Raw genomic sequence first — 21779 nt, forward strand, 5'->3', positions numbered from 1 at the left:
TGAATTTAATTGGTGCGGAGTGAAGCATTATCAGTGGTGGAAATTATTCTATTAGTTAGGTATAATTATACACATTATACTCAATGGATTGGGGATTTGTATGAGTCAAAATGTTCTTAATTTGTTTCCAATTGATTACCCTTTTGAAACCCTTGTAGATCGTGTCAACAAAGGTTCATTAAAGCTTGATCCAGATTTCCAAAGAAAATATAAATGGAATCTAAATAACGAAGAAAAGACATCTCGATTTATTGAATCGTGCTTAATGAGAATTCCACTTCCAGCTTGTTATTTCGCAGAAAATGAGGAAAAAAAACATATAGTAATAGATGGCGTTCAACGTATCACTACAATAAAGAGATTTCTTAATGATGAGTTTGCGTTGGAAGGTTTAACAGCCTTTAAAGAATTAGAAGGTAAAAAATTTAGTGAACTTGAGGATTTGAAGGAAGACTTAAATTCCTACACAATAAGATGTATTGTTTTAAGGAATGATAATTCTAAAGAACTTGTTCAGGATATTTTTGCAAGATTGAATCAGGGTGCTGTAGAACTAACAGACCAAGAAATAAGACATGCAATATATCCCGGAACGTTAGATAACTTATTAACTGAACTATCGACCACAATTATATTTAATGATTTTGGTAAGAAGGAAAAGAACGGATTAGAGAATGATGAGCAAGTTTTGAGATTTTTCGCAATGCAGGGTGATCTTGAAGATTATGAAAGTAGATTATCTAAGTATTTAGACAAATACATGAGAGATAATCAAAATATAAACGAAGAAACAGTAAATGAATTTAAAGAGTCCTTTTTAGTAACTCTGGATAAGTGCATAACAATTTTTGATAAGGATGTCTTTATGGATATTTCAAAAGATAGACCTCGCCGCAGCGTTGTTTATTATGATTTGCTTATGTGGTCTTTTTCGAAATACGAAAAGGACTTTCTAGTGAGAAAAAAAGATAAAATAATTGCAAAATTTGAGGAAATGTGCGGTTTAGACGAGTTCCAAAGAACCTTATCTGGTGGCTTACAAAGAAAGAATTCAATAATTAAAAGAAGAGAATTGTGGCAGGAACGTATGGGAGAGCTTGAATGAGTAATACACCAGCTTACCAGAAGTATCTTACTCTTTATGATGAGTTGATTCAACTTGTAAACGAAGCAAATCAACGCATTGTTATAGAAGATCCTGATCCATATATATATAACAATGCAAATTTTTTCATAAAGTCTTTTTTAGTTATGGCGTGTACTTATTTAGAAGCATACTTAAAAGAAATAAGTGAAATTGTAATAGATAAGTATGAAACACAGCTACAGCAATACCCCATTCCATATAATCTTGTAAAATGGAGTGTGGATAATAACAAAGACAAGCAGTTTAAGTTTGATGACTATAAGCTAGGTATAAGCAAGAAAGATGTTGATGATATCGTATCTGGTAATGTACATAAGACAATAAATTTATTTGCAAAGCTGGGTATTAATATTGCTACAGAGGAAAAATTTGGTGACAATAAAGACATCGTTGGCACAATCGTTACGAAAAGAAATAATATTGTTCATCATAATGATGATGCAAGCGATGTATCACTTCCTGATATTGTGGGTTACATTGTGCAATTTAAAGAATATCTAAAAGCTATAGACGATAAAGTAGTTGCAGAAGCACTAACTTAAGGAGAGTCAGGTGCTTTCTTAACAAAGTACCTCTTAGATTATCGAGAAATACTACGTCTTGAGACGTAGTATTTCTCTTTGTTTTGGTGATCTAAATGAAAATAGAAGAAGATCGCTCCCCTCCTTTCAAGGAGGGGAGCGATCTTCTTCATGTTCTGCACAGCTGCGGTCATTAGAGTTTGCTCCATTACATTGCGCAGCCCCTGCAACCGGCAATAGCGAAACCCATGATGATGTGCCGGTATGTTTTGTTTTTGCTCATCTTTTCACCAATATCTAATTAATAACTGTTTGCATTAAATCCTTTTGTTACTCGAATGCGACTTTCGTGTTCTTAGAGAAGTTATTAAATGCATAGTCCACTTTGGTAATGAATATACAAAAATGAAAATGTAGAAGTTCTAGTATTGTCTGCAATAAATGTATTTGCTATAATGACTTTAATCGAATACTTGAAAAGCGGAAGCACCGCTAACTTACCCATTTGGGTTGGTTAGCGGTGCTTTTTTTCATTTCGAGAACAAAACACATTCATTGATGAGGAGAAGAAAAATATGTCTAATCGTTTTCCACCCTTGCAAAAGGGTCAGAGAGTTGAGGTTTATCTTGTGGATGGAGAGATCAACGAAGGTGCCTTTTCAAGATGGGTATCAGTTAATGGTTGCAATTTTCTCATTGTTGACCAAGATGAACGCTTTGAAGATGGTGATCATATTACGGGTTTATGGTTCATGAGCGAAAGCTCAATAAAATTGATTTATCAATTATAATGCAATAAGTGAGCTTTTAATAGTAGCTTAATATCTCAAGAGTAGGTTACCGGTTCATAAGAACTGGTGACCTACTTAAACTGAAACATATATACCTGCAAATTTTATGATTCTGAATACTTTAATTAATCAAATAAGAATTAATCATGCTACTCTAGATTAGTGTTTTGTTTACCTTTTCATTATGTGTATCATTGTGTGTTGCGATAATTCTTTAGTGCATCAACCGTAGAAGTGATTTTCAACCCAGTGTTTTAGGGGGTTTTTGGGTATAAAATTAATTCAAATACGTCTTGTTTGTTACTCCAGCGTCCCCCTTCCTTTTTAGTGTAGATAATTTTATCGAGCAAAGAGTGGAGTAACTCATTTTTTAGCGCGGGACTATCTAATTCATAGTAGACATCTATTGCATGTTCGAGATGAGGGATAACCCGAGTCCGCGCCTCCTGACGATTCTTTGCTGCAATAATTTCTATACGGTGCTTATTAATTGCCTCTTCTGTTTCTTGAATGAGTTGTGCGACCTTCCCCGAACGCTCTAAAAACTTCTCCACTGTGTAAACCTTTTGTTCCAGTAAATCGTGTAAATTATCCGATTGACCTTGATATTCCGTTAATTTTTTCTCTAGTGACTTTAGCGCAGTGGTAAATGCCTTTAGACGTAAGTCATCTTGAATCTCTGGTGCGGCTGGGCGATTCGCTAATATTTGATCTTTATAATGGTGAAGTAAATCTTTAAGTGCCTGAATTACCTTTGTTTCGACTATACTTAAGTAAGCCCCGACATTCTTGCAACTACTTTTGGGGCAAATAAGCATATCAGGTGATTTAGGGTTCGGTCTTAATTGTATGGGTCCTCCGCACATTCCACATCTTATTACACCGGCGAACGGGTTCGATATTTTATTAGATGGACCTTTACGATTCGGATTAAGTGACAAATATGCTTGAGCTAGATTAAAAACTTCTTCACTTACTAAGCCTTCATGGAGCCCATCAGATTCCTCAACTGCCTCACGGTCTACCCGTGGACGGCTATCTTTATCCTTACCTTTGACCACAGGCCTGGAACCCCATCGTACATTCCCCAAGTAAATGGGGTTACGCAACATTGTATTTATGGTTGCCTCGATCCAAAGGCAGTTTTTTTGTGTAGGTATCTTTAACTCATTAAGATGATGACAAATTGATGTAGTGCCTTTACGTTGCTCAGGATCAGGATCGGTGAACATGCTGAAAATTAATTGTACAATCTGCGCTTGCTCGGGATGTGGTTTCAATGAATAGCCTTTGGTAGGTAATTTATATTTTATGTAGCCGTAAGGTGGAAGACTCCCTACATATCTGCCTTCTTTAACAGCAGCCACTCGTCCGTTTTGTAATCGTCTATTAATGGTCTTAAACTCTCTTCGAGACATGAACAATCCAAATTCAAAATATTCTTCATCGTTGGGATTATTGGGGTCATAAGTTCGCATCGGTGTTACTATCAGAGTATTTGAATATTTGAAAGCCTGCGCAACTATACCTTGATCCATCGTATCACCACGGGCTAGACGCTCAACTTCAACGACGAGGACACCTTTCCATTTCCCTTTCTCAACATCTTCTAACAGCCTAATCATTTCAGGCCGGGCCGATATACGCTCTCCTGAAACTGGTGCCTCACGATATATCTCCGTAATGGTAATTCCCATTCTTTTAGATAATTCAATTAATTGTCGTTCATGCCTAGCATAAGTGTCGCCTTCTCCTTTATCTTCAGCAAGAAGATCCGATCGAGATTTTCTGAGGTAGAGGCAATATTCATAGCTAGAATTATTTAGCATTTTAAATTGAGACATGAGAACCTCCTTACTTATGAGGTGGATGTTTTGTATATCAATATATCAAAAGATATCGAGTATTTCCATGATGGACGAACAGATGAGTAGATTATGAATATTCTCCTAAAGTCAAAAAATTGAAGATAGGACTAATTATTTATAAAGCATATTGCTTTCAGTATGTCCTCATGCAATGATTATATTAAAATTGAATATCGAGTTTCAAAAATACATTCAAAGACGGTGGCGACTTGGATACTATTAATTTTCTGATATTAAGTATGTTTGATGCTCTTGCTGTCGTTGTTCTTATGTTTAAATTTTTCCGCCTGAGTTTGAGAGAACATAAATATTTAATCGCGTTGTTATGTGCTTTTAGCTCATGCTCTTCTTATTTATTCAGGGTTGTTCTTGAGCTATCTCCCGTGCTGGATATGTTGGCACAAATTGCGATTTTCCTGCTGTCTAATAGGTTCTTAATAAAGGTGAAATTTTTTTATTCATGGATAATGGTTGCGGCCGGGTTTGGTATGTTCGTTGCTTTACAACTTCCTGTTTACTACGTCGCGACGCTGTTCGGTGTTAGCGAATCCGTTGTTGGAAGCACTGGCGGGCCGGGGGTCGAAACCATACAAATATTAACCGATTTTACCGCTTTGATTATAGGAGTCGTTTTCAAACTCTTTCACCTTGGTTTTGCGTTCATCATAATCCCGCCGCACGACTTTAGCATCAGGGAACGCTTTTTCAGCGGTACGAACAGATTAATCATATTTTCAACTATTGCCCTTGCTGTCATTATTACAGCTGCGTTGTACATAACCATTCACTTTAACGCAGTAATGTATTTTTACCCGCTGGTGCTGTTGGCATTGATCGTATTGTATTACCTTTCCAGCAGGAGGGATCGAGAGGATGATTATTGAATACATATCCAAAAATATAGCCTTGTCGATAAAACGAGCAGATCCTCAAGGCGACGTTTCCGTTGAGGTTATGACCTTCCAGCTTGGGAACTGGCTGAATCCGGCAGCAATAACAATTGTGTCTTTGGGCATTGGCTGGGCGACTGATGCCATGTTCTTGACGTTGCTTGGCATGCTTGCGTTTTGTATTTTGAGGCATTTTACAGGAGGCTTTCATTTCTCATCTTTAACCATATGCTTTATCGTTTCTACCATTATACTTTCAACGATTCCACATATTGTTTTAAATGGTGTAGCCGTGATAATATTAACCTTGTTAAGTGCAGGTTTGTCTTTGATTTACCGGAGGGGAAGCAGTATTTCATTGCTGCTCATATCGTCGAATATAATTCTACAATCAGATGTAATCGCGCTCGCATATTTGGCGCAGATGCTCCTAGTTATTATTAATCAGATTGGAGGTGTTGATCATGAAACAGAAGCTAGCTCGTAAGCTATCCGAAATATTGCACAAGAATGCAAAGAAGTCGGTTGACAAAAAGGACTTTAAAATCTTCATCGGCAGCCAAGCGGTACCGAAGGAATTAAAGTAGTGTGAGCCATGGATATGACATCGGAGATTTTAGGACAGAGAGTTTGGGAAGATGAGAAAGAACGGCATGGCGATCAATTCGATACTTTCAAGCTCAGTGAAGTACAAATGATTGACATGTTTAAACCGAAAAAAAATTACGCTGTACCGCGATTTCATACCACAAAAGGTGCATTTACCGTTATCCTAACACTGGACTCCTGTAAACAAATTTTTATGCCGTTGGGGTTTAAATCATTGGATAGCAACATTTTGGTTAACATCCAGCACGTAAAATATGTAAAGGTTGATAGATGGGGGAACACCGCATTTTTCGAGGGTGGATTAACTGCAAATGTCATTGGCAGGAAGCTGCATTTGGTGGAGCATTTAATTAAAAAGGACTGATTCCTAGTAATTCAGGGATCAGTCCTTTTTTAGAGCTGAAATTATACAAGCGGAGTGGATGGAAGTCAAGAAATTCCTTGACTAGTCTCGAAATATGGGAGCTGTTCGACACCATACGACAATGAGGCATATACTCCCTATGCTATATTAAAAATGTAAAACCGAGGGAAACAAATAAACCATAGAGATAGATAATATTAAGGAAGGACAGCATGAGAATTTCAGATTTTGAGTCCTCAGCGATTAAACATTTTGCTGCCATGAAACGAGATTGGTCGGGTAGAGGGCCGGATGAGACAATTTTAAAAGTTCGTGGCAATAAAATTACACTGATCTACATTGCCCAATTCACTAGGTTTGAATTGTATTTCTTAAACAGGGAAGTGAGACGCGGCAGCTATGAAGACTTCCTAAACGAGATGATTGAAATAATGCGGGGAGATTTTAAGACGTATTTCGAATCCTTACACACAGGTCTCGAAATCATCGACATGGGGACGTTCGTGACGGGGCAAGACTTCCGAATGCAAACTACGTCGATTATTCTTAACAAAGACCTGCGCCGGTTGGTGATGGATAACCGGATAAAAATACCATCATAAAATTAAAGATGAGTTGGAAGCCGAATGGAGAAAGGCCGGATCGGAAACCGACACGAAGATGCTGGAAACAGCTTACTTTGTGTCGGTTTTCTTGTTTAAATGGTAAGTATTCTAAATCCCAGCTACTTTCTATCAAGCTTGGGGGGGATGTATTATAGCTCCTTAGATATGGGTATATAATAAATAATTAAAGATGGGAAGGTATCACTAATGTATATAAACTCGGAGAAACCTAACATTATCGTAACTTATGAATTACAGAATTTAATTATACATGTAGCTGATAACGTATATCGTGATGAAAGTATAGATAGACTTAAGCAAACGCTAGAAGACTTTTATACTGCCTTTAGAGAATTTAATATCTGAGACTACTCTTTGTTATCTTTCCCCATGCGGTATGCCTGGAGAGCAACTCTAAGAGCCTTCAATTCATCTTCCTTTGGAGGCTCAGAATCGAATCCTAGTTCCTTATAAACTCGTTCATATTCTTGTTTTAGTTGAGCCTGGATTTCATTCGGCTCTTTTCTTATGTCCTCTTTGAAAATTGGAATCTTTGGAAAAACTACAAGTGATTTGTCTTCTTCATTTAGTTGTATTGAAAAGAATCTGGCTAAGATCATTTTATTCTCTCGACTTGTATTCCTGAATCCTTCTTTGTAGTTCTCTAGCGTTAATGGAACATAATTAGTTTTTTCTAGTGCTGATTGTACTTTACGTCTCTCATTCATTTCCTCAACAAAACCATCCCTGTCTACAAGAAGGTCAACCAAGGAATTAAGTAACTCATCAAATCCCGATTCCCCTAATTCTTCCAGAACAGGCTTAAGACGCTCCATCTGTGCAGCAATAATGAGCTTATTAACATCTCCACCAGTAACTTCAGCAAGAGCTCGGGTTAGATCATCAGAAGCAGGTGGCTTATTACCATTCTTTAATTTACTTATATACGACTTTGTTATGTTAATATCTCTGCTAGCAAGTCTCTCAAGAATCTCTCCGATCTTTAAACCGCTTATATTGATGTATTGAGTAAGCAACTCATGATATCGTAACATTTGATTCAATCCTTTCTAGTGCTCTTATATAAAATAATAAATGTTGACTAAATATTCAACCACTATACAAAAATTAAAAGAGATTGTTGACTGATTAGTGATGCGATGTTAAGATTCAAATATAAGTTGACTAAATAGTGATTTTTATTTTATTTAGAAAGAGGTGAAAAGTTTGGATTACAAAGATCTATTAATAAAAGGATTTCAAACGAAAAATCTAAGTCTTCGTGATGTTAGTATACAGGTATTTGAGCGTTTTGGATTGACAGTTGACCATTCGTATTTATCAAAATTACGAAGCGGATCTAAACCACCGGCCAGTGACAAGGTTAATGAGGCTCTAGCTTCAGTCTTAGGATTAAATACACTTGAGTTGAAAACTGCAGCGTATAAGGAGAAGATTCCCCCAGACGTATTAAATGAGCTTACATTATAAGTATCAAGCGATCCTCAATTCAATATTGAATTGAGGAAAATAGTATAAAAATTAAATAATATGAAAGTTCCATTTAAAGAGAGGAGCAATAAAGAAGTTGGACTATTCGCAAATATTGTCGGATGCTTTACGTCGTAGCGGCTTGTCGATGAGGGAAATTTCTCGAAGAAGCCCTCAATTCGGGGTTGAAATTTCTCAAGCATATATCAGTAAGATAATTTCCCCTGAGGCTCGGCCTGCTGGAGATGAAATAAATAAAGTGCTTGCTGACATATTGAAAATTGATCCAATCGAATTAATGGTTGCGGCTTACAAAAAGAAAATTCCTGAAGACATTCTAAAGATTATAGTTGAACGAACCATTCAAGAGATGATTCATTCTAAAGACTCACAAGCATTTTACTTAGAGAGCCAAAGCATTGAAATAGTAAACGGAGAAATAAAGCTAAAGTGATTGATCGTCCAAGTTTTTAACTAATAAATACTTTTTTGAAAAGTGGTGAAAAATTCAATGGCTGTCCCACAAGAGAAGCTGCATATAATGCCCCAAAGGGGTGAAGCAGCTGTGAAAAATGAAGAACAACCTAATATCGTAAAGAGCTACATGCTTGGCAACACAACGATAAAAATTGCTGATAATGCCTATAGGGATAAAACTCCTTCAGAGCTTCAAGACGTTTGGGCAAATTTCTATATAACAGAATGGCTTTGCTGGAACGAAGTTGAACGGCAAAGGGTGAACAAAGATTAGAATGATTAATAAATGTAATCGTAATTATTTCGTGGAGGTATTTTGGTTGAAGTATTGTAGCAACGTAAAAAGACGATCGATTGGCGTCGATCATCTTTTGGGAGTGCGATGTAAAATTAGAGCCTAGACACCTCTAATCTTACACCCTTCCCCTAAAGCTACGCAATGTATATTTCTTATTTCCTTTCTATTATTTCTCTCATTTACCTGATCTAAACCTCAAATATGGAGTGATGACAATTGAATATAAATCGTATGGTTGCTGACTTTGGCAACTCCCTTGGCCAGTTTATGATTGATGGTCATTATTTTGAGATGCCTTCCTCGATTGCAGAAATTACGGAGAAGGATTTTCAAGGCATGTTCGCGCACACCGTGCCGACAGAGTCATTGATGAACCATTTGGTATTGAAAATCACAACTGAAGAAGGTCTTCGCTATTATATGGCTGGGAAGAAAGCACAAGCCGATCTGCTGGGTAATGCCCACATACACAGTTTGCACGACAAAACGCAATCGCAAACGGTATGGGTCACTTGGTTAGCTGCTATTGCGTTGTATCATGCGACCAAAGAGCCCGATATGAAAGAGGATACAATCTCCATTGATTATTTCGGTACGCTGCTCCCCGTTTGGCTAGTGAAGAAGGCGAGCAGCTTCAAAGAAAAGCTATCCGTCATGTCGGAGCGTTTTCTATCAGAAATTTCTTTTGAGCTGGTCACTATGGGATTTCAACGCAAACTGCAGCTTAAAGTCGAACAAGCCCAATGTAAGGTCGAAGGTGAGAACGCCAGGCATGCACTTAAATTTGATTTAGAGGGGAATCCGAAGGAAGATTCGATACGCTTTAAGGATGCCTATGTGGTTATGGATGACATCGGTGGGCAAAGTCAGGATCTATGCAAACTGCAGCATGATTTGAGAGGAGCTCAATCAGCAGATGATTTTGTCAGCTCTACCGATCAGAGCTATCTAGCGGTGCTAGAGAAGCTGCGGACGGACAAGCTCATGGACTACTTTAGGGACGTTCGAGCTTTGGAGGAATTTGTGCTGAAGCATATTGCAACGCGCAAGTATATTTATCTCGATCCCGTAAAGCATGCTGAGCATGATTTAACAGAAGATATTGAACCAGTCCTAACAGATTTTGTGGAAGTGGCCATGCAAAAGGCACTGCAAAGCTTTCATTTTCAGCAAGGAGATGTAGTCTTTTATGTTCATATAGGTGGCGTGAACCAGGCATTACGTGAGTATATGATGGAGTTTCTCGGTGGATATTTGGGCGAAGCTGTAGCGAAAAAATATCACCTGTTCCCTGAAGATTCGAGAAAATTGAATATTTATGCTTGCGAGATTGTTGCAAAGAATGTGCTGAAGCGTAAAGTCGATGTAATTAAACAAAAGGTTGATGTGTAATGGGTCGCAGAGATCAGTATAACGTGAGCGCGCTTCGATTTTCTGATGAGGTTCATGATTTTATATTGAAGTTATCCGCGTCCAGAAAGCTCTCTGAATGGATAGCTAGGCATGCTGAACAGGATTTAAGAGAGAATAATGGGTCGGATAAGTATTCTAACAACGAAGAAATCATGCTCGAGCTGCGGGAAATTAAGCAGTTACTGCAAGGAAGAGACCATAGTCTGCAGCAGCGCCAGGGAAATTTGAAACAGGAGCTGGTCATCGAACAGATCAGCTCTTTCCGAGTGCAAGAGTTAATTCCGGAAGAGGATCTGGAATACGGATTTTAATGAAGGGGGCGTTCAGATGATAATCGTGTCGCATGTCACTAACCAATTAGGGATGAGTGGTTTTTGCTTGTTCCATCAAGCGCTAGTCGAATCTGTAGTAGAACCTGATCCTGAAGAGGTGGCAACCGAGACGGGCTATCACCCATTCGCATACGAAATGCGAAATACAAATGTTTTAAAGAAGGAGAATGGTCGGTATTCCGTGACATGGCTGTCACGAGCGGCCTTACCTTAATTATGGTCAAGTCCGAATTAAAGGATCAAATAGAACTGATGCGCAGTAAGATGAACAGTTTAGCTGAAAAATACAATGAGCTGCAGCATCCGGAAGTAATTCGTGCCAGTGAAGAACTGGACAAGCTCATTAATGAAGCAATGCAAGCTAGATAGCCGAAACGCCCAACTGCAGGCTGGGCGTCGCGAGGAGATAATCTACCTCGCCTGATGATGGCAGATTGAGGGAGGGGGATTATCATCAAAATTAGTTATAAGGAAATTAACTTCAGGCAAGACAGTTTGGATCTCATCCATAAGGTAAACAGCATTATTCGTGAATATCAGGATCAAGGGTATGATTTGACGTTACGTCAGGTGTATTACCAATTGGTGGCGAGGGATGTTATTGAAAACACAGAGCGCAGTTACAAAAACCTCGGAAATAAGGTATCAGACGCTCGTTTAGCTGGTTTAATCGATTGGTATGCCATTGAAGACCGGACGCGCAATCTCAGAGCTAATAGCCATTGGGATACGCCTGAAGATATTATTCACTCGGCAGCTCAATCGTTTGCCTATGATAAATGGGCATCTCAGGACCATTATCTCGAAGTTTGGGTTGAGAAAGACGCCCTGGTTGGCGTTGTCGGACAGATTTGTGCGAAGTGGGATATCCCCTATTTTTCGTGCAGAGGTTATGTAAGCCAAAGTGAAATGTGGGTAGCAGCACAGCGCATTCATGATAGATCCGATAGACAAGCGGTTATTCTACATTTGGGCGATCACGACCCTAGCGGTAGAGATATGAGCCGCGATATTGAGGACCGGCTAAATATGTTCGAGGCATACCCTATCTTTCATCGCATAGCACTCAATATGACTCAAATTGAAGAGTATATGCCACCTCCGAATCCGACCAAGGTCACCGATAGTCGTGCGTCTGGTTACATTAAAGAGTTTGGTCATGAGTGCTGGGAGCTGGATGCGCTCAGGCCAGAGGTAATGGCGGCTTTAATTGAAGATAGGGCGCTGGAGTATATGGATCAAGACCGATTTAATGCTGCGTTAGCAAAAGAGCAAGAGGCTAAACGCACGCTGCAGAACGTTGCAGAGCGATGGCCAGAAATTCAAGGCTTTTATTCATAACAATGCGGAGCGGACGTTACTGCTGCAGGAGAGGAGGAGAGCGATGTCTTTTGAGTACGTTACAGCGCATGTGCACCGTGGTTTAGACATTTGCATAGCATCACCGGCTACTCCGGATCAGCTTGGCTATATTATCGATCATATTGATTTTGTGAGTCAGACGTTCAGCCTGGTTGCTGATGCCGTTGAAGCAATCGACGATTATCTAAACCAGCAATAGTTTTTTGTGCTCCCCATAAAAAAGCGAGATAGGAGGGCAGATGATGACCGAAAGATTAAATGATTTAAAGCTTCAGTTAAGCCGTTTAGATAGTTTGTTGAGCCGACTAAACGATGACATGACTAGCTTAGAGGGCGATGTGCAAAAGATTCATTTGCAAGCAAAAGCTGAAAAGGAGTGTTAACATTAATGGCTCTTATTACTAAAAGCAAAGCTTTAGAGCTGATTGGCGACTTTTCCAACGGGTTCCGGACTAAAAGAGACATAGATGCTTATATATTGGGGTTACTTTCGGCGGTTCTAGGTACTGGAAAGAGTCCGACGGAGTCGCTTAAAACAGTACGGAGGATCTTGGAAGCTTACGATGAAGCTACCAAGGCAAGAGAATTGAATTAGAAGGAGCGTGTAGGTATGCACTGGATTTGCATTGATCCTAATTGCCGAACAACCTTAGAGTGCTCAAAGGCAACCATGCAGGTAACGCCTTGCCCTGGATGCGGAAGAAAGGGATGGTTTACTCAATCATCAAGTAAAGATGATACGAAGGTCATTCACGAAAACAATAGTCTGCGAATAAATTCTTTAGCAGCTGAACAGCAGATAAAAAAAGAAATAGAGCAATACCAATCACAAATAAAAGATGAGTTAAATGATTATAGACAACGCCTGCTTCCTTACTTTCCTGATGATGAGGTGGAGGATCTTGTGGGAATGTTGCAGGTCTCCCTGCTGGGGGCTTACCGAGATGGCTGGGATACAAGGGGCCGTTTATAAATAATGCCGAAATGCCTATTCATGATGATTAGGCATCGCGAGGAAAGCGGACAGACCTCGCCTGATGATGGCGGCCAAAACATTTTAGCGGGAGTGTTAGCGATGAGGAAAATACTGATTGTCGGAGTCATTTTAGCTTGCTGCTCGGGTTGTGGCTTGTTTCTTGAAAATCAACAGGCTCTTTCTTCTGAAAATGAAAATAACGTCAAATTTACTACAGAAAGATTGGGTGGTCCACGTGGCTGGATTTTAACTGATATTGAGACGGGCTGTCAGTATATTGTTCAGAACAACGATGTGGCCTATACCCCGAGGCTAACTGCAGATGGCATTCCAATGTGTACGAACACGAAATAGCTTTTTTTGCGAGAAGCAACTTTGCTAGGTAATTATCACTTGCAAAATAGTGTCTATAGTATATATTTTAAATAGTTACTATAAGAATAATCCATGCGTGAGAGGAGGTGTTTAAATTCATGGGGTTTCATTCTACAGGCTTTAGCCGTTTATCTTTAGAGCAGCAGCAGCTTTTTGAGAGTGTCTTTTCAAAGCATCACAATGCGATGAGTGATGAAATGAGAAAAAAATATTCAAGAAACAACATTACCAAAATCGTTTGGGTGAAAGAAGAAAAATGCTTGCATGTGCATTTTTCCGACGGCGAATGGTGGCACTATGATCCTGATGGTACGTGGTATTGATGGTCGTTATTTTTGGTTTTAACCCAGTCCCTAAGCCAAGAAAAGGTGAACGGAGGAGTGGCTAGAATGAGCGACATTAAAAAAGTGCTTGAAGCAAAAATAAAGGAACTGGCAGCTGGCATTAAAGACGTAAAGTGCCCCTGCTGCGGTAAAACCACAAGCACCGGATCGGAAATAAATGATCCTGAAGATGACACAAGGGGAATCGTCACTTGCGAGGTAAACGGCTGCGAGTTTTATATTATCGAGTTTACGGACGGAACCACATTGCTAGAGACAAAATACTAATTTAATAGTTGAGGTAGTTAAAGCCGAAACGCCTGTCACTTTAATCAGGCGTAGTGAGGGGATAGGTTCTCCTTACCTGATGATGGCAGCCTAATATTGGGCATACATTATTTTGTTGAAAAGGGAGCGTGCGTGAAAATGGAAATCAAAGTCTATGAAAATGGGAGCAAACAGAAACTTATAGCTTATGTTGTAGAGGGTAATGGTGACAAACGTGAGTTGGTAAGAACTGATAAGGGCAGGGATGATTTGCTGAATCAAATTGACGCAATGAACTTGTCTTATCTGCCAGTAGAGTTCATGTAGGTATCACAGTGAATAATAGGGAGCGTGAATGAATTGGATCTCAAAGTACAGATTGCAGATTTGAATGAGCGTCGTAATTTGTTAGAGCAACTGGTCGGGTATGGTGACCTTATGGCAGAGGCTATTGAAAAAGGGGATTTGGAACGCTACGAAAAAATGGAACGTGATTTTAATAGTATCGTTGAACAACTGGAGTTCGTTGGAAAGCGTACGTAACATATTGAATATTCAAGAACATGAGGATAATAATCGATTTTGGTCTTAAGGAGGCATGGAGATTATGAAAAACAATGAGCAAATGTATTTTGAAAAACAATCTGCAGAGTTGCAAAATAGTCCATTTATGAACAAGCTAGGTTCCGGTAAGAGCCTTATGAGGGAAATTCAGCAATCCCGAAGAAAGTATAATCCGCCTTTAATAATGGGTGAGGCGCTGCTGCAAGCATATAAGGAACAATCGTGAATATTGAAGAACTTAAAGAAAGGCTGCATTACAGCAGCCCCGTAAGAAAATCAGTCAGTAACTTTCCAAGAATTGAAATAATAATACCCAAAACAACTTTACGAATAATTGCTTTCCTATAACTGTTGTTTTTCAAAATGTTCTTTATCCAATGCATACGAACCCCTCCTTTCTACAAAAAAATGTTATGCCTTAAATTATAGTTATCATTACTGCGGAATTATTCAATTTGTAAGAGGGGTAGAGCAGATACGTATTAATTAGTATTCAATCACATGAGGGGGGATTTACTTGAGTGACAGATTGATTAGTTCTCAAAAACTGTTGTCATTTATGGAAAACAGTACTGAAGCAAACAGCTTCTGGCGTGGCGAAGGAACATTACGTTTTTTTGATGAATTAACGGATGCCATTGAAAACGGACAGTTAGATCCGACAATCCCAAACCATATATGCAATGGCGATACCGTTATTTTACCTAACGGTAAAGAGGCAGTAATTATCCAAATCCAATATATCCATAACCGGTATCAACTCAGAGGTGTGAGCGGATGGGCCTATGGGATAGATCAATTAAAGAAAAAGTAGGAAGAAGCCGAAACGCCTGTAACCAGGCGTAGCGAGAATGGGGCAAATCTCGCCTGATGATGGCAGCCATAGAAAGGAGCTGTTTTTGTGATATGTAACGCATGTGATGAAGCATGCCAAGAAATCAGGGCTGAGGAACTATACCAGTGCCCATCATGCGGTCAAAAATATGAGCAAGCGGTATTGGCATTAGATTTGCCGCCAACGCTTCAAAGTGAGGAGCAAAATATGCGACGGAAAATTATAGTGACCCGGAGGAACATCGCTTCATTTCCCTTATCTTGGCTAGTCGTGCAGTTGGGGAAATTGCGCAAACAACTTCGTACGATCGAGAATCCGGAGCTTCGAGAGGAAATTCGTTTAATTGAAGAGCACTTAAAGTCAACGGGTCAAGCTAAGACGAGATCAGCTCCCTATGATGAGACACAAATTGTGATGGATATACCCGTTACACGTCCAGGAGAATACCGAGCTTTAGTAAAGACGTTGCTTGGAGAGTATTATGTTAAAAGATGTCGCAGAGATAGCATCAAGGAGGAGCTGGAGTCTTTGATCCTGCAGCCGGCCTTACAAACGGTTACAGCGACGTATGGCGGGAGTATCGGAGGAGGTCGCACAAGCAATTCCCCCTTGGAAGAAGCTTTTATCCGGAAGGAAAGTCAAATCGAGCTTAAACGGCAAACACTTCGATCCCTGGAATGGCAGATTACTCCGGTGGAAGAGGCGCTGGCCATGCTGACCTATGAGGAGCGGGAACTCATTGAAAAAAAGTTTCTTGTACAACGTCCACCATTAGACAACCTGCTGATTGAACAAATGCATTTCAATCGACAATATTATTACGAGGTCAAGGCGGCGGCAGTTTTGAAAATTGCGCAGTGGCTTAAATTAGTATAGAGGAAGGAGAAGACAAGCATGCTGAACGAATCATCTACATCCCTGCAGCCGAAATCATTCCAATTTCCTATCAAGTTCAGCTACCGTTACCTTCAAGCATTGTTAGGCATTGAAGCCTATCCTACACGCAAGACCTTTCGGAAGCGCCGCGATGGACAAATCAGATTGGCCAATAAGCTGACCAAGGCCGATCTGCAGCTAGCCATTACCTTGCAAGTGGGTATTCAGACGGATGGCATTTCAAACTTTGTGAATCGGCATATTGTCTATCTAAAGCTTCAAGAAATATTTGAAACACCTATTACAAAGGATCAGTTTTACGCAGCCTTTGAAAAATTCGAGTTGAATAAGCTAATTACAGTTTGTAACGAGCCACATACAGGCACTATGCATTTAAAACTTGAATCCTATTTGGAACCAGATGGCCAGCTCGGGCGTTTTTTCTTATTGCCTAATCTGGTCTGTTCGGCTGTCTTTGGCACGCTGCCAATAGCGGCACAGAAGCTCTATGTGTATGCCTGCGGCCAGCAAGGCGATCAGCGAGGGAAAATACTTCAGCTCAATTATGATAAGCTGGGCGGCCTCATAAGAAGAGAAGAGCCTAGTCATATACGCAAGGTGTTAGAGCTGCTTGGCACGCAGCCTATTGTCGGCAGCCAGCCGTTATTTTCGGTAGCACGTAGTGAAAGGAATGTGTTTAATCAGCCTAAAGCAGTATTTCAAGTGAACGCGGATTTGATGCCAAGGCACATACAAGGCATTCATTACCGTTCTATTTTCCCTGCCAAAAAAAGCTATAGACAATTAATTGCTAGACTAGAAAGCTATCTTATAGCTATAGGATGCGAGTCTTTCACCGTTTGGAAAAACGGTCAAGCTCTCCTCCAACTAGCAGCTCTATTAAAAAATAAAAGCGAGACGGCTACAAAGTATGTGATGGCCAGGATTCGGGAGTTCTCCCTGCAGGGTGACTATCCAGAAACCATGCTGAATGATATTCGCCTTGAGATCGTGGATAAGAGCACGGCTGCATTGCTCAACATTGCTAAGGACACGGGCGTCATTCGTTATGTACAAAACCGGTCAGAGTTTGTTTCTAAACTGAAGGGCCTAGCCAAAACGGGCTTCCGAAAGCTTTGTAAAGGAGCCTTAATCGAGCTGGAGCGTAATTTCGCAAGGCCGGCTGCATATGGCAGCCTGGATTACCGTAAGCCAAACTTAGCGACGGAAGAGCTTGAGTCGGTCATTGACCTCGATTGCTACCGCGTTAAGGCATTCCAAATGCAGCGGGATCCAGCCAGCTTCATCGATTTAGTCCAGGATGCTTACTATAAATGGCTAAGCGGATTATCTCCTAGCGATGTTGCCCATTGGATAGCATGGGAGCTGGATAAGCTGCCTAAGTGGACGCCTATTCCGGATCCTCCACGTCATTTCTGTGTGGCCACGTTTCTTCAACAAAAAACCAACGTCTAAAGCCCTCTGCAACAGCAGTATAGGGCCTCTTCGTTATTCCCCTTCCTAACCCCTACAGGTAGATGAACCCCTGTGATAGCGCTCAACAAGCAGCCTTAGAACCCGTTATTCCAGCAGATGGAGTCAACACGATTATTTTTCCTACACGACCATTCTCTTTTCTTGTCTTCACGCGAAAGAAAACAGAATGAACCCTCCCTATATTCTGGTCTTTAGGCGAGTTTAAGGCCCTTTTCTCTGCATCGAAGCCCGTATGTTCATAGTTTCCGTTTTTATCGGCGTATTTCGCCTTGTTTCCGTTTTTATCGATATAAATAGCATGTAGTTCGTTTTTATTCGGCAAAAACCGGTATGTTCCGCGCTGGCTATAGGCTCATTGAGTATGTAGTCGTTTGGTCTTTAGACGTTAAGATTTATAATCGATTTCATCATCATTATGGGAACTTACGTTCCTTTTTTACGTATGTATAAGGTGGAGATTCATATCATCAGAGGAGGAAAACGATGCTCTATCATACTTGCTGCATTGAAGGTGCCAAAACTCATATCCAGACGGACTCAGTGGATCTCTTTATCGCGGATCCCCCATTTAACCTACGCTTTGGGGGAACGACGCAAACCAAAACTAAAAAGCCTAGATTTGAAGTGTTTGAAAATGACAACTTAACACCGGCTGCCTATAAACAATTCTGCATGCAATGGATGGCTCAGGCCTACCGCATTTTAAAGCCAGGACATCATGCGTATATTTTTATAGACTGGCGTATGTATGCGGATATGGTGCATTGGCTCAGGCTAATCGGTTTTGTCGTGAAAAATTGTATTGTGTGGGACAAACAGAATATGGGGCTAGGTTGGCAATATCGCTTTCAGCATGAGCTCATCATTTTCGCTGTAAAGCCGGCCAAGCGTAATCGGCGGATAAATACGCGCAAGGATACGGATATTTGGCGGATCCCAAGAATTCACGGTAATAAAACCATTCACCCGACTGAAAAGCCAGTGGAGCTGCTGAAGCGTATTATCCTAAATAGCACAGATGAAGGAGCAGAAATGGTGGACTTTTTCTCGGGTAGCGGCGTGGCCTCGGAAGCAGCCATTCTCACGGGACGTAACTATAAGGTCTTTGAGATTGGTGAACACTGGTATCAAGTATCCAAAGCCAGGATTGATGCAGCTGAGCAAAGCCTTACTCAAAAATGATCATACTTTTTGCATACTAAATGCGTACTCTGTAAGGGGAAAAAGGCTGTATAGTAGGTAATATCATAATTAGCGAACAAACAAAGCCTCCGGAGAAATCCAGGCGGTTTTTGCATGTTCGCCTGGAGGTGGAAGGATTGCATGTTTTAGTTTGTGGATTGAATGTTGAAGGTATCTTGCCTCCAGCGCTGCAGCTGCAGGTGGTAGATACAACAGAAATAATGGAGAATGTTTTGTTACATGCAGAACCGGCCGTCATTGTAATCGCGGAGGAACTAGCAAACGGCATGATAGAGCGTATAGCAAGCCTTGCGCCCCAAATACCCATTGCGGTTGTTACAAGGGTGTATACGCATGTTATAGCCCGACAGTGGGCTTCACAGGGGATGACGTGGGTATGGCCATCCGATAGTTGGGAAGAGCATATACGGCGTACACTGTTACCCAACCCCATGGTTGAATCGGGACGGCCCACAAAAATGGAGAGTCTGCTTCAACAGTATGATTCTCAGGATACGATCGTGATTGCGGTGTCTGGGCTATTTGACGGTGCAGGGAGCACGCATATGGCACTTAGTATCGCTAATCAGTTAGCTAGGCACGGTAATGGCCGAGTGGCACTGTGGGAGGCTAGCAGCAAGCCATGCTTTCAGTTCCTGGCCTTTAATGCTGCAGGTGAGTTTAGCCACAAGCCGCGCTTTCAGATGGGGGCGGTTACTTGTTTTAAGGACACAGCAGATATGGAGTGGGTAGAGGCCTATTCCGAAAGTTTTAAATATTTAGTTGTCGACCTAGGCAACATTCATACAACGCTTCATGCGAAGAGATTCTTTCAAGCCACCATACCTGTATTGGTTGCCTCTAGCAGCAGTTGGCGCCAACAGGAGCTCGCTAGATTTATTCGGAAACATAGCCATATGCGCCAGGACAAGTGGCGAATAATATTACCGATGGCAACAGAGGATGCTTATGATGAAATGCTGGAGGCATATGCGGGCCGGCATTTCATAACTATGCCGGCTTTTGATGCCTTTCATCCACATGATGAGGCTGCCATTGTTCTCGATCAGCTCGTTGATCCTGTTTCTATGAAAAGGCCGAATCTTCTACAACGCATATTTCACCGATAGGAGGTGCGAAATGGATTTTAGTTTGCATTATCAACCGATCTGGGACATAACCAATCAGCGGATAATTGGCTATGAAACATTTGTTCATGGCGCTCAAGGCGAGGCGGCATCTACCTTGTTTCGTCGATATGCAAGGCAAGTTGTTTCGATTGATCGAGCGATCATTCAGCGAGCAATGGTTGAAGCTTTGCCGATGCTAACAAGCGATCAGCAGTTGTTCTTAAATGTTCATCCAAAGTCGCTTATAGCGGGGCTTCGCCTTGATTTAAAAGCGATCAATACCAAACAGATCGTTTTAGAAATCACAGAAAAAACAGCGTTCAATCAGCGCGTGTTGTATCAGCTGCAGCGATTAGCCTTGCAAGGATTTGCTTTTGGTATTGATGATTTTGGTACACAATTTTCCAACCTGGATCGACTCATCTCACCGACATTCAAACCATCCTATATGAAACTGGACAAATCATTTGTTCGCGGCATTCGGCAGCCAAATACAGAAACCGTTATTCGATTTACTCAGGAGTTATGCGACTTGCTTCACATTAAATTAATCGTTGAAGGAGTAGAAACCTTAGAGCAGCAAAATCATTTACAGGCTTTAGGTGTTCGTTATTTACAGGGTTATTATTTGGGAAGGCCTAGCGCTATCTTTCCTTCCAGTCTTAATCAGGCCATATGTTTAACGCAGTAGAACCACTCTTTGGTAAGCGAAGAGTGGTTTTTTTATGGGCGTGAGGGGAGGTGAAAAAAAGATGAATAAAAAAGGGCACTTAGCACTTGGAGTCGCTGTCGGATCGGCGGGGCTCATTATGATACCTTCATGGGGACTGCAAACAAGTGAATCTATGCTGTATCTAGTAGCTGCAGCGATAGGTAGCCTGGCTCCTGACCTAGACCATAAAACAAGTACAGCAAGCAACTTGATTCAGTTGTCACCTCAATACCGGCGAATGGCCGGCTCAATAGGGCTGCTCCTGTTACTGGTTGCAGGTGCGCTTTGGGGGTTGCCACGGCTGGGGCTAGATATGAATCAGAATTGGATCCGTAGCGCTCCCCTATGGGCAGCAGCAGGTGGGCTGAGCTTTCTATTAGGCAAACTTCGCAGCTTGGTTTTATTCGGCGGTGGAGCGCTGTTACTTGCAACATATGCGCTTTACGATTGGCACTGGCTGGCTGCTTTTGCAGGCGGGGCATTATTGCTGCTGCCATTGGTTAAGCATCGCGGCATCATCCATACGCCAGAGTTCGGGCTCGCACTGAGCATAGGCATCATTTCCTTTTGCCATCATGCAGATGGGCTATTATGGGGTGCGGGAATGGGGTTTGTGGTTGGTTGGTGGGCTCACTTAGCCGGGGATCTCTTTGGGAAAGAAGGAATTCAGTCTCTACTGCTACCAAAGGTCAAAGTTGCTCTTCGCTGGTTTGATAATGGAGGATCCGCTGAGCGGTGGGTGGCTAGGTTGTGTTGGTCCATTAGTTTCTGTTGCTGGGCGCTAATTTTGTTCAACCCTACAAAAATCATATAGAAAAATAGACATTTTAAGAAAATGGGGTTCAAACCCTACAGAAATCCTACAAAGGGAAGT

The 21779-nt window shown here is 41.1% G+C and carries 33 protein-coding genes, 2 other RNA genes and 1 pseudogene; 33 read left to right on the forward strand and 3 right to left on the reverse strand.

Going from position 1 to position 21779, the window contains the following annotated elements; translation table 11 throughout:
• Positions 1-100: 100 nt before the first annotated feature.
• Both AC50X8_RS26355 and AC50X8_RS26360 read left to right on the forward strand, forming a co-directional pair.
• The gene (locus AC50X8_RS26355; protein WP_494882454.1) at positions 101-1105 is read left to right on the forward strand and encodes a GmrSD restriction endonuclease domain-containing protein; all 1005 of its coding nucleotides are present in this window, start codon (positions 101-103) and stop codon (positions 1103-1105) included.
• On the forward strand, positions 1102-1689 hold the full coding sequence (locus AC50X8_RS26360) for a HEPN domain-containing protein (protein ID WP_494882456.1): 588 nt from the start codon (positions 1102-1104) through the stop codon (positions 1687-1689). Before AC50X8_RS26355 ends, AC50X8_RS26360 begins: the two co-directional genes overlap by 4 nt.
• A 38-nt stretch (positions 1690-1727) precedes the next feature.
• On the opposite strand, the pseudogene AC50X8_RS26365 reads toward AC50X8_RS26360, so the two are convergent.
• Positions 1728-1919: pseudogene (locus tag AC50X8_RS26365) on the reverse strand (hypothetical protein); the annotation flags it as partial.
• Between the two features lie 324 nt (positions 1920-2243).
• Here AC50X8_RS26365 and AC50X8_RS26370 point away from each other — a divergent pair.
• Entirely contained in the window at positions 2244-2459 is a 216-nt protein-coding gene (locus AC50X8_RS26370) for a hypothetical protein (protein WP_494882458.1), read from the forward strand.
• A gap of 254 nt (positions 2460-2713) precedes the next feature.
• Here the strand turns inward: AC50X8_RS26370 and AC50X8_RS26375 are convergent, their stop codons facing one another.
• Complete coding sequence (locus AC50X8_RS26375) at positions 2714-4303, reverse strand: recombinase family protein (protein WP_494882460.1); 1590 nt, start codon at positions 4301-4303, stop codon at positions 2714-2716.
• Between the two features lie 233 nt (positions 4304-4536).
• On the opposite strand from AC50X8_RS26375, the gene AC50X8_RS26380 reads away from it, so the two are divergent.
• The 5 genes from AC50X8_RS26380 to AC50X8_RS26400 all read left to right on the forward strand — a co-directional run bounded on the left by AC50X8_RS26380 (position 4537) and on the right by AC50X8_RS26400 (position 6792).
• On the forward strand, positions 4537-5211 hold the full coding sequence (locus AC50X8_RS26380; RefSeq protein WP_494882462.1) for a hypothetical protein: 675 nt from the start codon (positions 4537-4539) through the stop codon (positions 5209-5211).
• The gene (locus tag AC50X8_RS26385; protein WP_494882464.1) at positions 5201-5704 is read left to right on the forward strand and encodes an accessory gene regulator B family protein; all 504 of its coding nucleotides are present in this window, start codon (positions 5201-5203) and stop codon (positions 5702-5704) included. Before AC50X8_RS26380 ends, AC50X8_RS26385 begins: the two co-directional genes overlap by 11 nt.
• Positions 5682-5804 carry a hypothetical protein gene (locus AC50X8_RS26390; protein ID WP_494882469.1) on the forward strand — a complete coding sequence of 41 codons (123 nt, stop codon included), beginning with the start codon at positions 5682-5684 and terminating at the stop codon, positions 5802-5804. Before AC50X8_RS26385 ends, AC50X8_RS26390 begins: the two co-directional genes overlap by 23 nt.
• Before the next feature lie 8 nt (positions 5805-5812).
• Positions 5813-6190 (forward strand): dipeptidyl aminopeptidase, encoded by a 378-nt coding sequence (locus AC50X8_RS26395; RefSeq protein WP_494882471.1) that lies wholly within the window; start codon positions 5813-5815, stop codon positions 6188-6190.
• A 212-nt stretch (positions 6191-6402) separates the two neighbouring features.
• Positions 6403-6792: a hypothetical protein gene (locus tag AC50X8_RS26400; RefSeq protein ID WP_494882473.1), complete on the forward strand. Its 390-nt coding sequence runs from the start codon at positions 6403-6405 to the stop codon at positions 6790-6792.
• Positions 6793-7163: 371 nt separating this feature from the next.
• Here the strand turns inward: AC50X8_RS26400 and AC50X8_RS26405 are convergent, their stop codons facing one another.
• A complete protein-coding gene (locus AC50X8_RS26405; RefSeq protein ID WP_494882475.1) occupies positions 7164-7832 on the reverse strand; it encodes a hypothetical protein in 669 nt (222 codons plus the stop codon).
• Between the two features lie 190 nt (positions 7833-8022).
• Between AC50X8_RS26405 and AC50X8_RS26410 the strand changes: the two genes are divergently transcribed.
• From AC50X8_RS26410 to AC50X8_RS26530, 25 genes are all read left to right on the forward strand, one after another.
• On the forward strand, positions 8023-8286 hold the full coding sequence (locus AC50X8_RS26410) for an XRE family transcriptional regulator (RefSeq protein WP_494882477.1): 264 nt from the start codon (positions 8023-8025) through the stop codon (positions 8284-8286).
• A 97-nt stretch (positions 8287-8383) separates the two neighbouring features.
• Positions 8384-8740, forward strand: a complete 357-nt coding sequence (locus AC50X8_RS26415) for an XRE family transcriptional regulator (protein ID WP_494882479.1) — start codon at positions 8384-8386, stop codon at positions 8738-8740.
• Between the two features lie 57 nt (positions 8741-8797).
• On the forward strand, positions 8798-9037 hold the full coding sequence (locus tag AC50X8_RS26420) for a hypothetical protein (protein ID WP_494882481.1): 240 nt from the start codon (positions 8798-8800) through the stop codon (positions 9035-9037).
• A gap of 240 nt (positions 9038-9277) precedes the next feature.
• Entirely contained in the window at positions 9278-10453 is a 1176-nt protein-coding gene (locus tag AC50X8_RS26425; RefSeq protein WP_494882483.1) for an Alp7A family actin-like protein, read from the forward strand.
• A gap of 23 nt (positions 10454-10476) precedes the next feature.
• Positions 10477-10785, forward strand: coding sequence for a hypothetical protein (locus AC50X8_RS26430; protein ID WP_494882487.1), 309 nt, complete (start codon positions 10477-10479; stop codon positions 10783-10785).
• 207 nt (positions 10786-10992) lie between these two features.
• Positions 10993-11175, forward strand: a complete 183-nt coding sequence (locus AC50X8_RS26435; protein ID WP_494882492.1) for an aspartyl-phosphate phosphatase Spo0E family protein — start codon at positions 10993-10995, stop codon at positions 11173-11175.
• Positions 11174-11245, forward strand: an RNA gene (locus tag AC50X8_RS26440) — hammerhead ribozyme type II. Before AC50X8_RS26435 ends, AC50X8_RS26440 begins: the two co-directional genes overlap by 2 nt.
• 56 nt (positions 11246-11301) lie before the next feature.
• A complete protein-coding gene (locus tag AC50X8_RS26445) occupies positions 11302-12147 on the forward strand; it encodes a hypothetical protein (RefSeq protein ID WP_494882494.1) in 846 nt (281 codons plus the stop codon).
• A 43-nt stretch (positions 12148-12190) separates the two neighbouring features.
• The gene (locus AC50X8_RS26450; RefSeq protein WP_494882496.1) at positions 12191-12367 is read left to right on the forward strand and encodes a hypothetical protein; all 177 of its coding nucleotides are present in this window, start codon (positions 12191-12193) and stop codon (positions 12365-12367) included.
• 43 nt (positions 12368-12410) lie between these two features.
• Positions 12411-12551, forward strand: coding sequence for a hypothetical protein (locus AC50X8_RS26455; protein ID WP_494882498.1), 141 nt, complete (start codon positions 12411-12413; stop codon positions 12549-12551).
• 227 nt (positions 12552-12778) lie between these two features.
• Positions 12779-13141, forward strand: a complete 363-nt coding sequence (locus AC50X8_RS26460; protein WP_494882500.1) for a hypothetical protein — start codon at positions 12779-12781, stop codon at positions 13139-13141.
• A 21-nt stretch (positions 13142-13162) separates the two neighbouring features.
• The gene (locus tag AC50X8_RS26465; protein WP_494882502.1) at positions 13163-13498 is read left to right on the forward strand and encodes a hypothetical protein; all 336 of its coding nucleotides are present in this window, start codon (positions 13163-13165) and stop codon (positions 13496-13498) included.
• A gap of 119 nt (positions 13499-13617) precedes the next feature.
• On the forward strand, positions 13618-13842 hold the full coding sequence (locus AC50X8_RS26470) for a hypothetical protein (RefSeq protein ID WP_494882504.1): 225 nt from the start codon (positions 13618-13620) through the stop codon (positions 13840-13842).
• Between the two features lie 66 nt (positions 13843-13908).
• Positions 13909-14130, forward strand: coding sequence for a hypothetical protein (locus AC50X8_RS26475; RefSeq protein WP_494882506.1), 222 nt, complete (start codon positions 13909-13911; stop codon positions 14128-14130).
• Between the two features lie 138 nt (positions 14131-14268).
• Positions 14269-14436, forward strand: coding sequence for a hypothetical protein (locus AC50X8_RS26480; protein ID WP_494882508.1), 168 nt, complete (start codon positions 14269-14271; stop codon positions 14434-14436).
• 33 nt (positions 14437-14469) lie between these two features.
• Positions 14470-14652: a hypothetical protein gene (locus AC50X8_RS26485; RefSeq protein ID WP_494859935.1), complete on the forward strand. Its 183-nt coding sequence runs from the start codon at positions 14470-14472 to the stop codon at positions 14650-14652.
• 64 nt (positions 14653-14716) lie between these two features.
• Positions 14717-14899, forward strand: coding sequence for a hypothetical protein (locus tag AC50X8_RS26490; protein WP_494882510.1), 183 nt, complete (start codon positions 14717-14719; stop codon positions 14897-14899).
• Positions 14900-15190: 291 nt separating this feature from the next.
• Positions 15191-15487 carry a hypothetical protein gene (locus AC50X8_RS26495; protein ID WP_494882512.1) on the forward strand — a complete coding sequence of 99 codons (297 nt, stop codon included), beginning with the start codon at positions 15191-15193 and terminating at the stop codon, positions 15485-15487.
• A 5-nt stretch (positions 15488-15492) separates the two neighbouring features.
• An RNA gene (locus tag AC50X8_RS26500) (hammerhead ribozyme type II) lies at positions 15493-15559 on the forward strand.
• A gap of 111 nt (positions 15560-15670) precedes the next feature.
• Complete coding sequence (locus tag AC50X8_RS26505) at positions 15671-16384, forward strand: hypothetical protein (protein WP_494882514.1); 714 nt, start codon at positions 15671-15673, stop codon at positions 16382-16384.
• A gap of 18 nt (positions 16385-16402) precedes the next feature.
• Positions 16403-17860, forward strand: coding sequence for a hypothetical protein (locus AC50X8_RS26510; protein ID WP_494882516.1), 1458 nt, complete (start codon positions 16403-16405; stop codon positions 17858-17860).
• A gap of 504 nt (positions 17861-18364) precedes the next feature.
• Positions 18365-19063, forward strand: coding sequence for a DNA-methyltransferase (locus AC50X8_RS26515; protein ID WP_494882518.1), 699 nt, complete (start codon positions 18365-18367; stop codon positions 19061-19063).
• 128 nt (positions 19064-19191) lie between these two features.
• Complete coding sequence (locus tag AC50X8_RS26520) at positions 19192-20193, forward strand: hypothetical protein (RefSeq protein ID WP_494882519.1); 1002 nt, start codon at positions 19192-19194, stop codon at positions 20191-20193.
• 10 nt (positions 20194-20203) lie between these two features.
• Complete coding sequence (locus AC50X8_RS26525) at positions 20204-20884, forward strand: EAL domain-containing protein (RefSeq protein ID WP_494882521.1); 681 nt, start codon at positions 20204-20206, stop codon at positions 20882-20884.
• Between the two features lie 61 nt (positions 20885-20945).
• The gene (locus tag AC50X8_RS26530) at positions 20946-21719 is read left to right on the forward strand and encodes a metal-dependent hydrolase (protein WP_494882523.1); all 774 of its coding nucleotides are present in this window, start codon (positions 20946-20948) and stop codon (positions 21717-21719) included.
• Positions 21720-21779: the final 60 nt, after the last annotated feature.

Source organism: Paenibacillus sp. JT22N15 (assembly GCF_059383755.1).

What these genes read in the sequence shown, in the direction of transcription:
- AC50X8_RS26470 (WP_494882504.1), top strand. Translation starts at nt 13,618, where the DNA reads ATGGGGTTTCATTCTACAGGCTTTAGCCGTTTATCTTTAGAGCAGCAG.
- AC50X8_RS26515 (WP_494882518.1), top strand. Translation starts at nt 18,365, where the DNA reads ATGCTCTATCATACTTGCTGCATTGAAGGTGCCAAAACTCATATCCAG.
- AC50X8_RS26355 (WP_494882454.1), top strand. Translation starts at nt 101, where the DNA reads ATGAGTCAAAATGTTCTTAATTTGTTTCCAATTGATTACCCTTTTGAA.
- AC50X8_RS26375 (WP_494882460.1), bottom strand. Translation starts at nt 4,303, where the DNA reads ATGTCTCAATTTAAAATGCTAAATAATTCTAGCTATGAATATTGCCTC.
- AC50X8_RS26455 (WP_494882498.1), top strand. Translation starts at nt 12,411, where the DNA reads ATGACCGAAAGATTAAATGATTTAAAGCTTCAGTTAAGCCGTTTAGAT.
- AC50X8_RS26435 (WP_494882492.1), top strand. Translation starts at nt 10,993, where the DNA reads ATGGCTGTCACGAGCGGCCTTACCTTAATTATGGTCAAGTCCGAATTA.
- AC50X8_RS26360 (WP_494882456.1), top strand. Translation starts at nt 1,102, where the DNA reads ATGAGTAATACACCAGCTTACCAGAAGTATCTTACTCTTTATGATGAG.
- AC50X8_RS26390 (WP_494882469.1), top strand. Translation starts at nt 5,682, where the DNA reads ATGAAACAGAAGCTAGCTCGTAAGCTATCCGAAATATTGCACAAGAAT.
- AC50X8_RS26370 (WP_494882458.1), top strand. Translation starts at nt 2,244, where the DNA reads ATGTCTAATCGTTTTCCACCCTTGCAAAAGGGTCAGAGAGTTGAGGTT.
- AC50X8_RS26525 (WP_494882521.1), top strand. Translation starts at nt 20,204, where the DNA reads ATGGATTTTAGTTTGCATTATCAACCGATCTGGGACATAACCAATCAG.
- AC50X8_RS26480 (WP_494882508.1), top strand. Translation starts at nt 14,269, where the DNA reads ATGGAAATCAAAGTCTATGAAAATGGGAGCAAACAGAAACTTATAGCT.
- AC50X8_RS26465 (WP_494882502.1), top strand. Translation starts at nt 13,163, where the DNA reads ATGATGATTAGGCATCGCGAGGAAAGCGGACAGACCTCGCCTGATGAT.
- AC50X8_RS26490 (WP_494882510.1), top strand. Translation starts at nt 14,717, where the DNA reads ATGAAAAACAATGAGCAAATGTATTTTGAAAAACAATCTGCAGAGTTG.
- AC50X8_RS26420 (WP_494882481.1), top strand. Translation starts at nt 8,798, where the DNA reads ATGGCTGTCCCACAAGAGAAGCTGCATATAATGCCCCAAAGGGGTGAA.
- AC50X8_RS26510 (WP_494882516.1), top strand. Translation starts at nt 16,403, where the DNA reads ATGCTGAACGAATCATCTACATCCCTGCAGCCGAAATCATTCCAATTT.
- AC50X8_RS26395 (WP_494882471.1), top strand. Translation starts at nt 5,813, where the DNA reads ATGGATATGACATCGGAGATTTTAGGACAGAGAGTTTGGGAAGATGAG.
- AC50X8_RS26475 (WP_494882506.1), top strand. Translation starts at nt 13,909, where the DNA reads ATGAGCGACATTAAAAAAGTGCTTGAAGCAAAAATAAAGGAACTGGCA.
- AC50X8_RS26460 (WP_494882500.1), top strand. Translation starts at nt 12,779, where the DNA reads ATGCACTGGATTTGCATTGATCCTAATTGCCGAACAACCTTAGAGTGC.
- AC50X8_RS26400 (WP_494882473.1), top strand. Translation starts at nt 6,403, where the DNA reads ATGAGAATTTCAGATTTTGAGTCCTCAGCGATTAAACATTTTGCTGCC.
- AC50X8_RS26450 (WP_494882496.1), top strand. Translation starts at nt 12,191, where the DNA reads ATGTCTTTTGAGTACGTTACAGCGCATGTGCACCGTGGTTTAGACATT.
- AC50X8_RS26385 (WP_494882464.1), top strand. Translation starts at nt 5,201, where the DNA reads ATGATTATTGAATACATATCCAAAAATATAGCCTTGTCGATAAAACGA.
- AC50X8_RS26530 (WP_494882523.1), top strand. Translation starts at nt 20,946, where the DNA reads ATGAATAAAAAAGGGCACTTAGCACTTGGAGTCGCTGTCGGATCGGCG.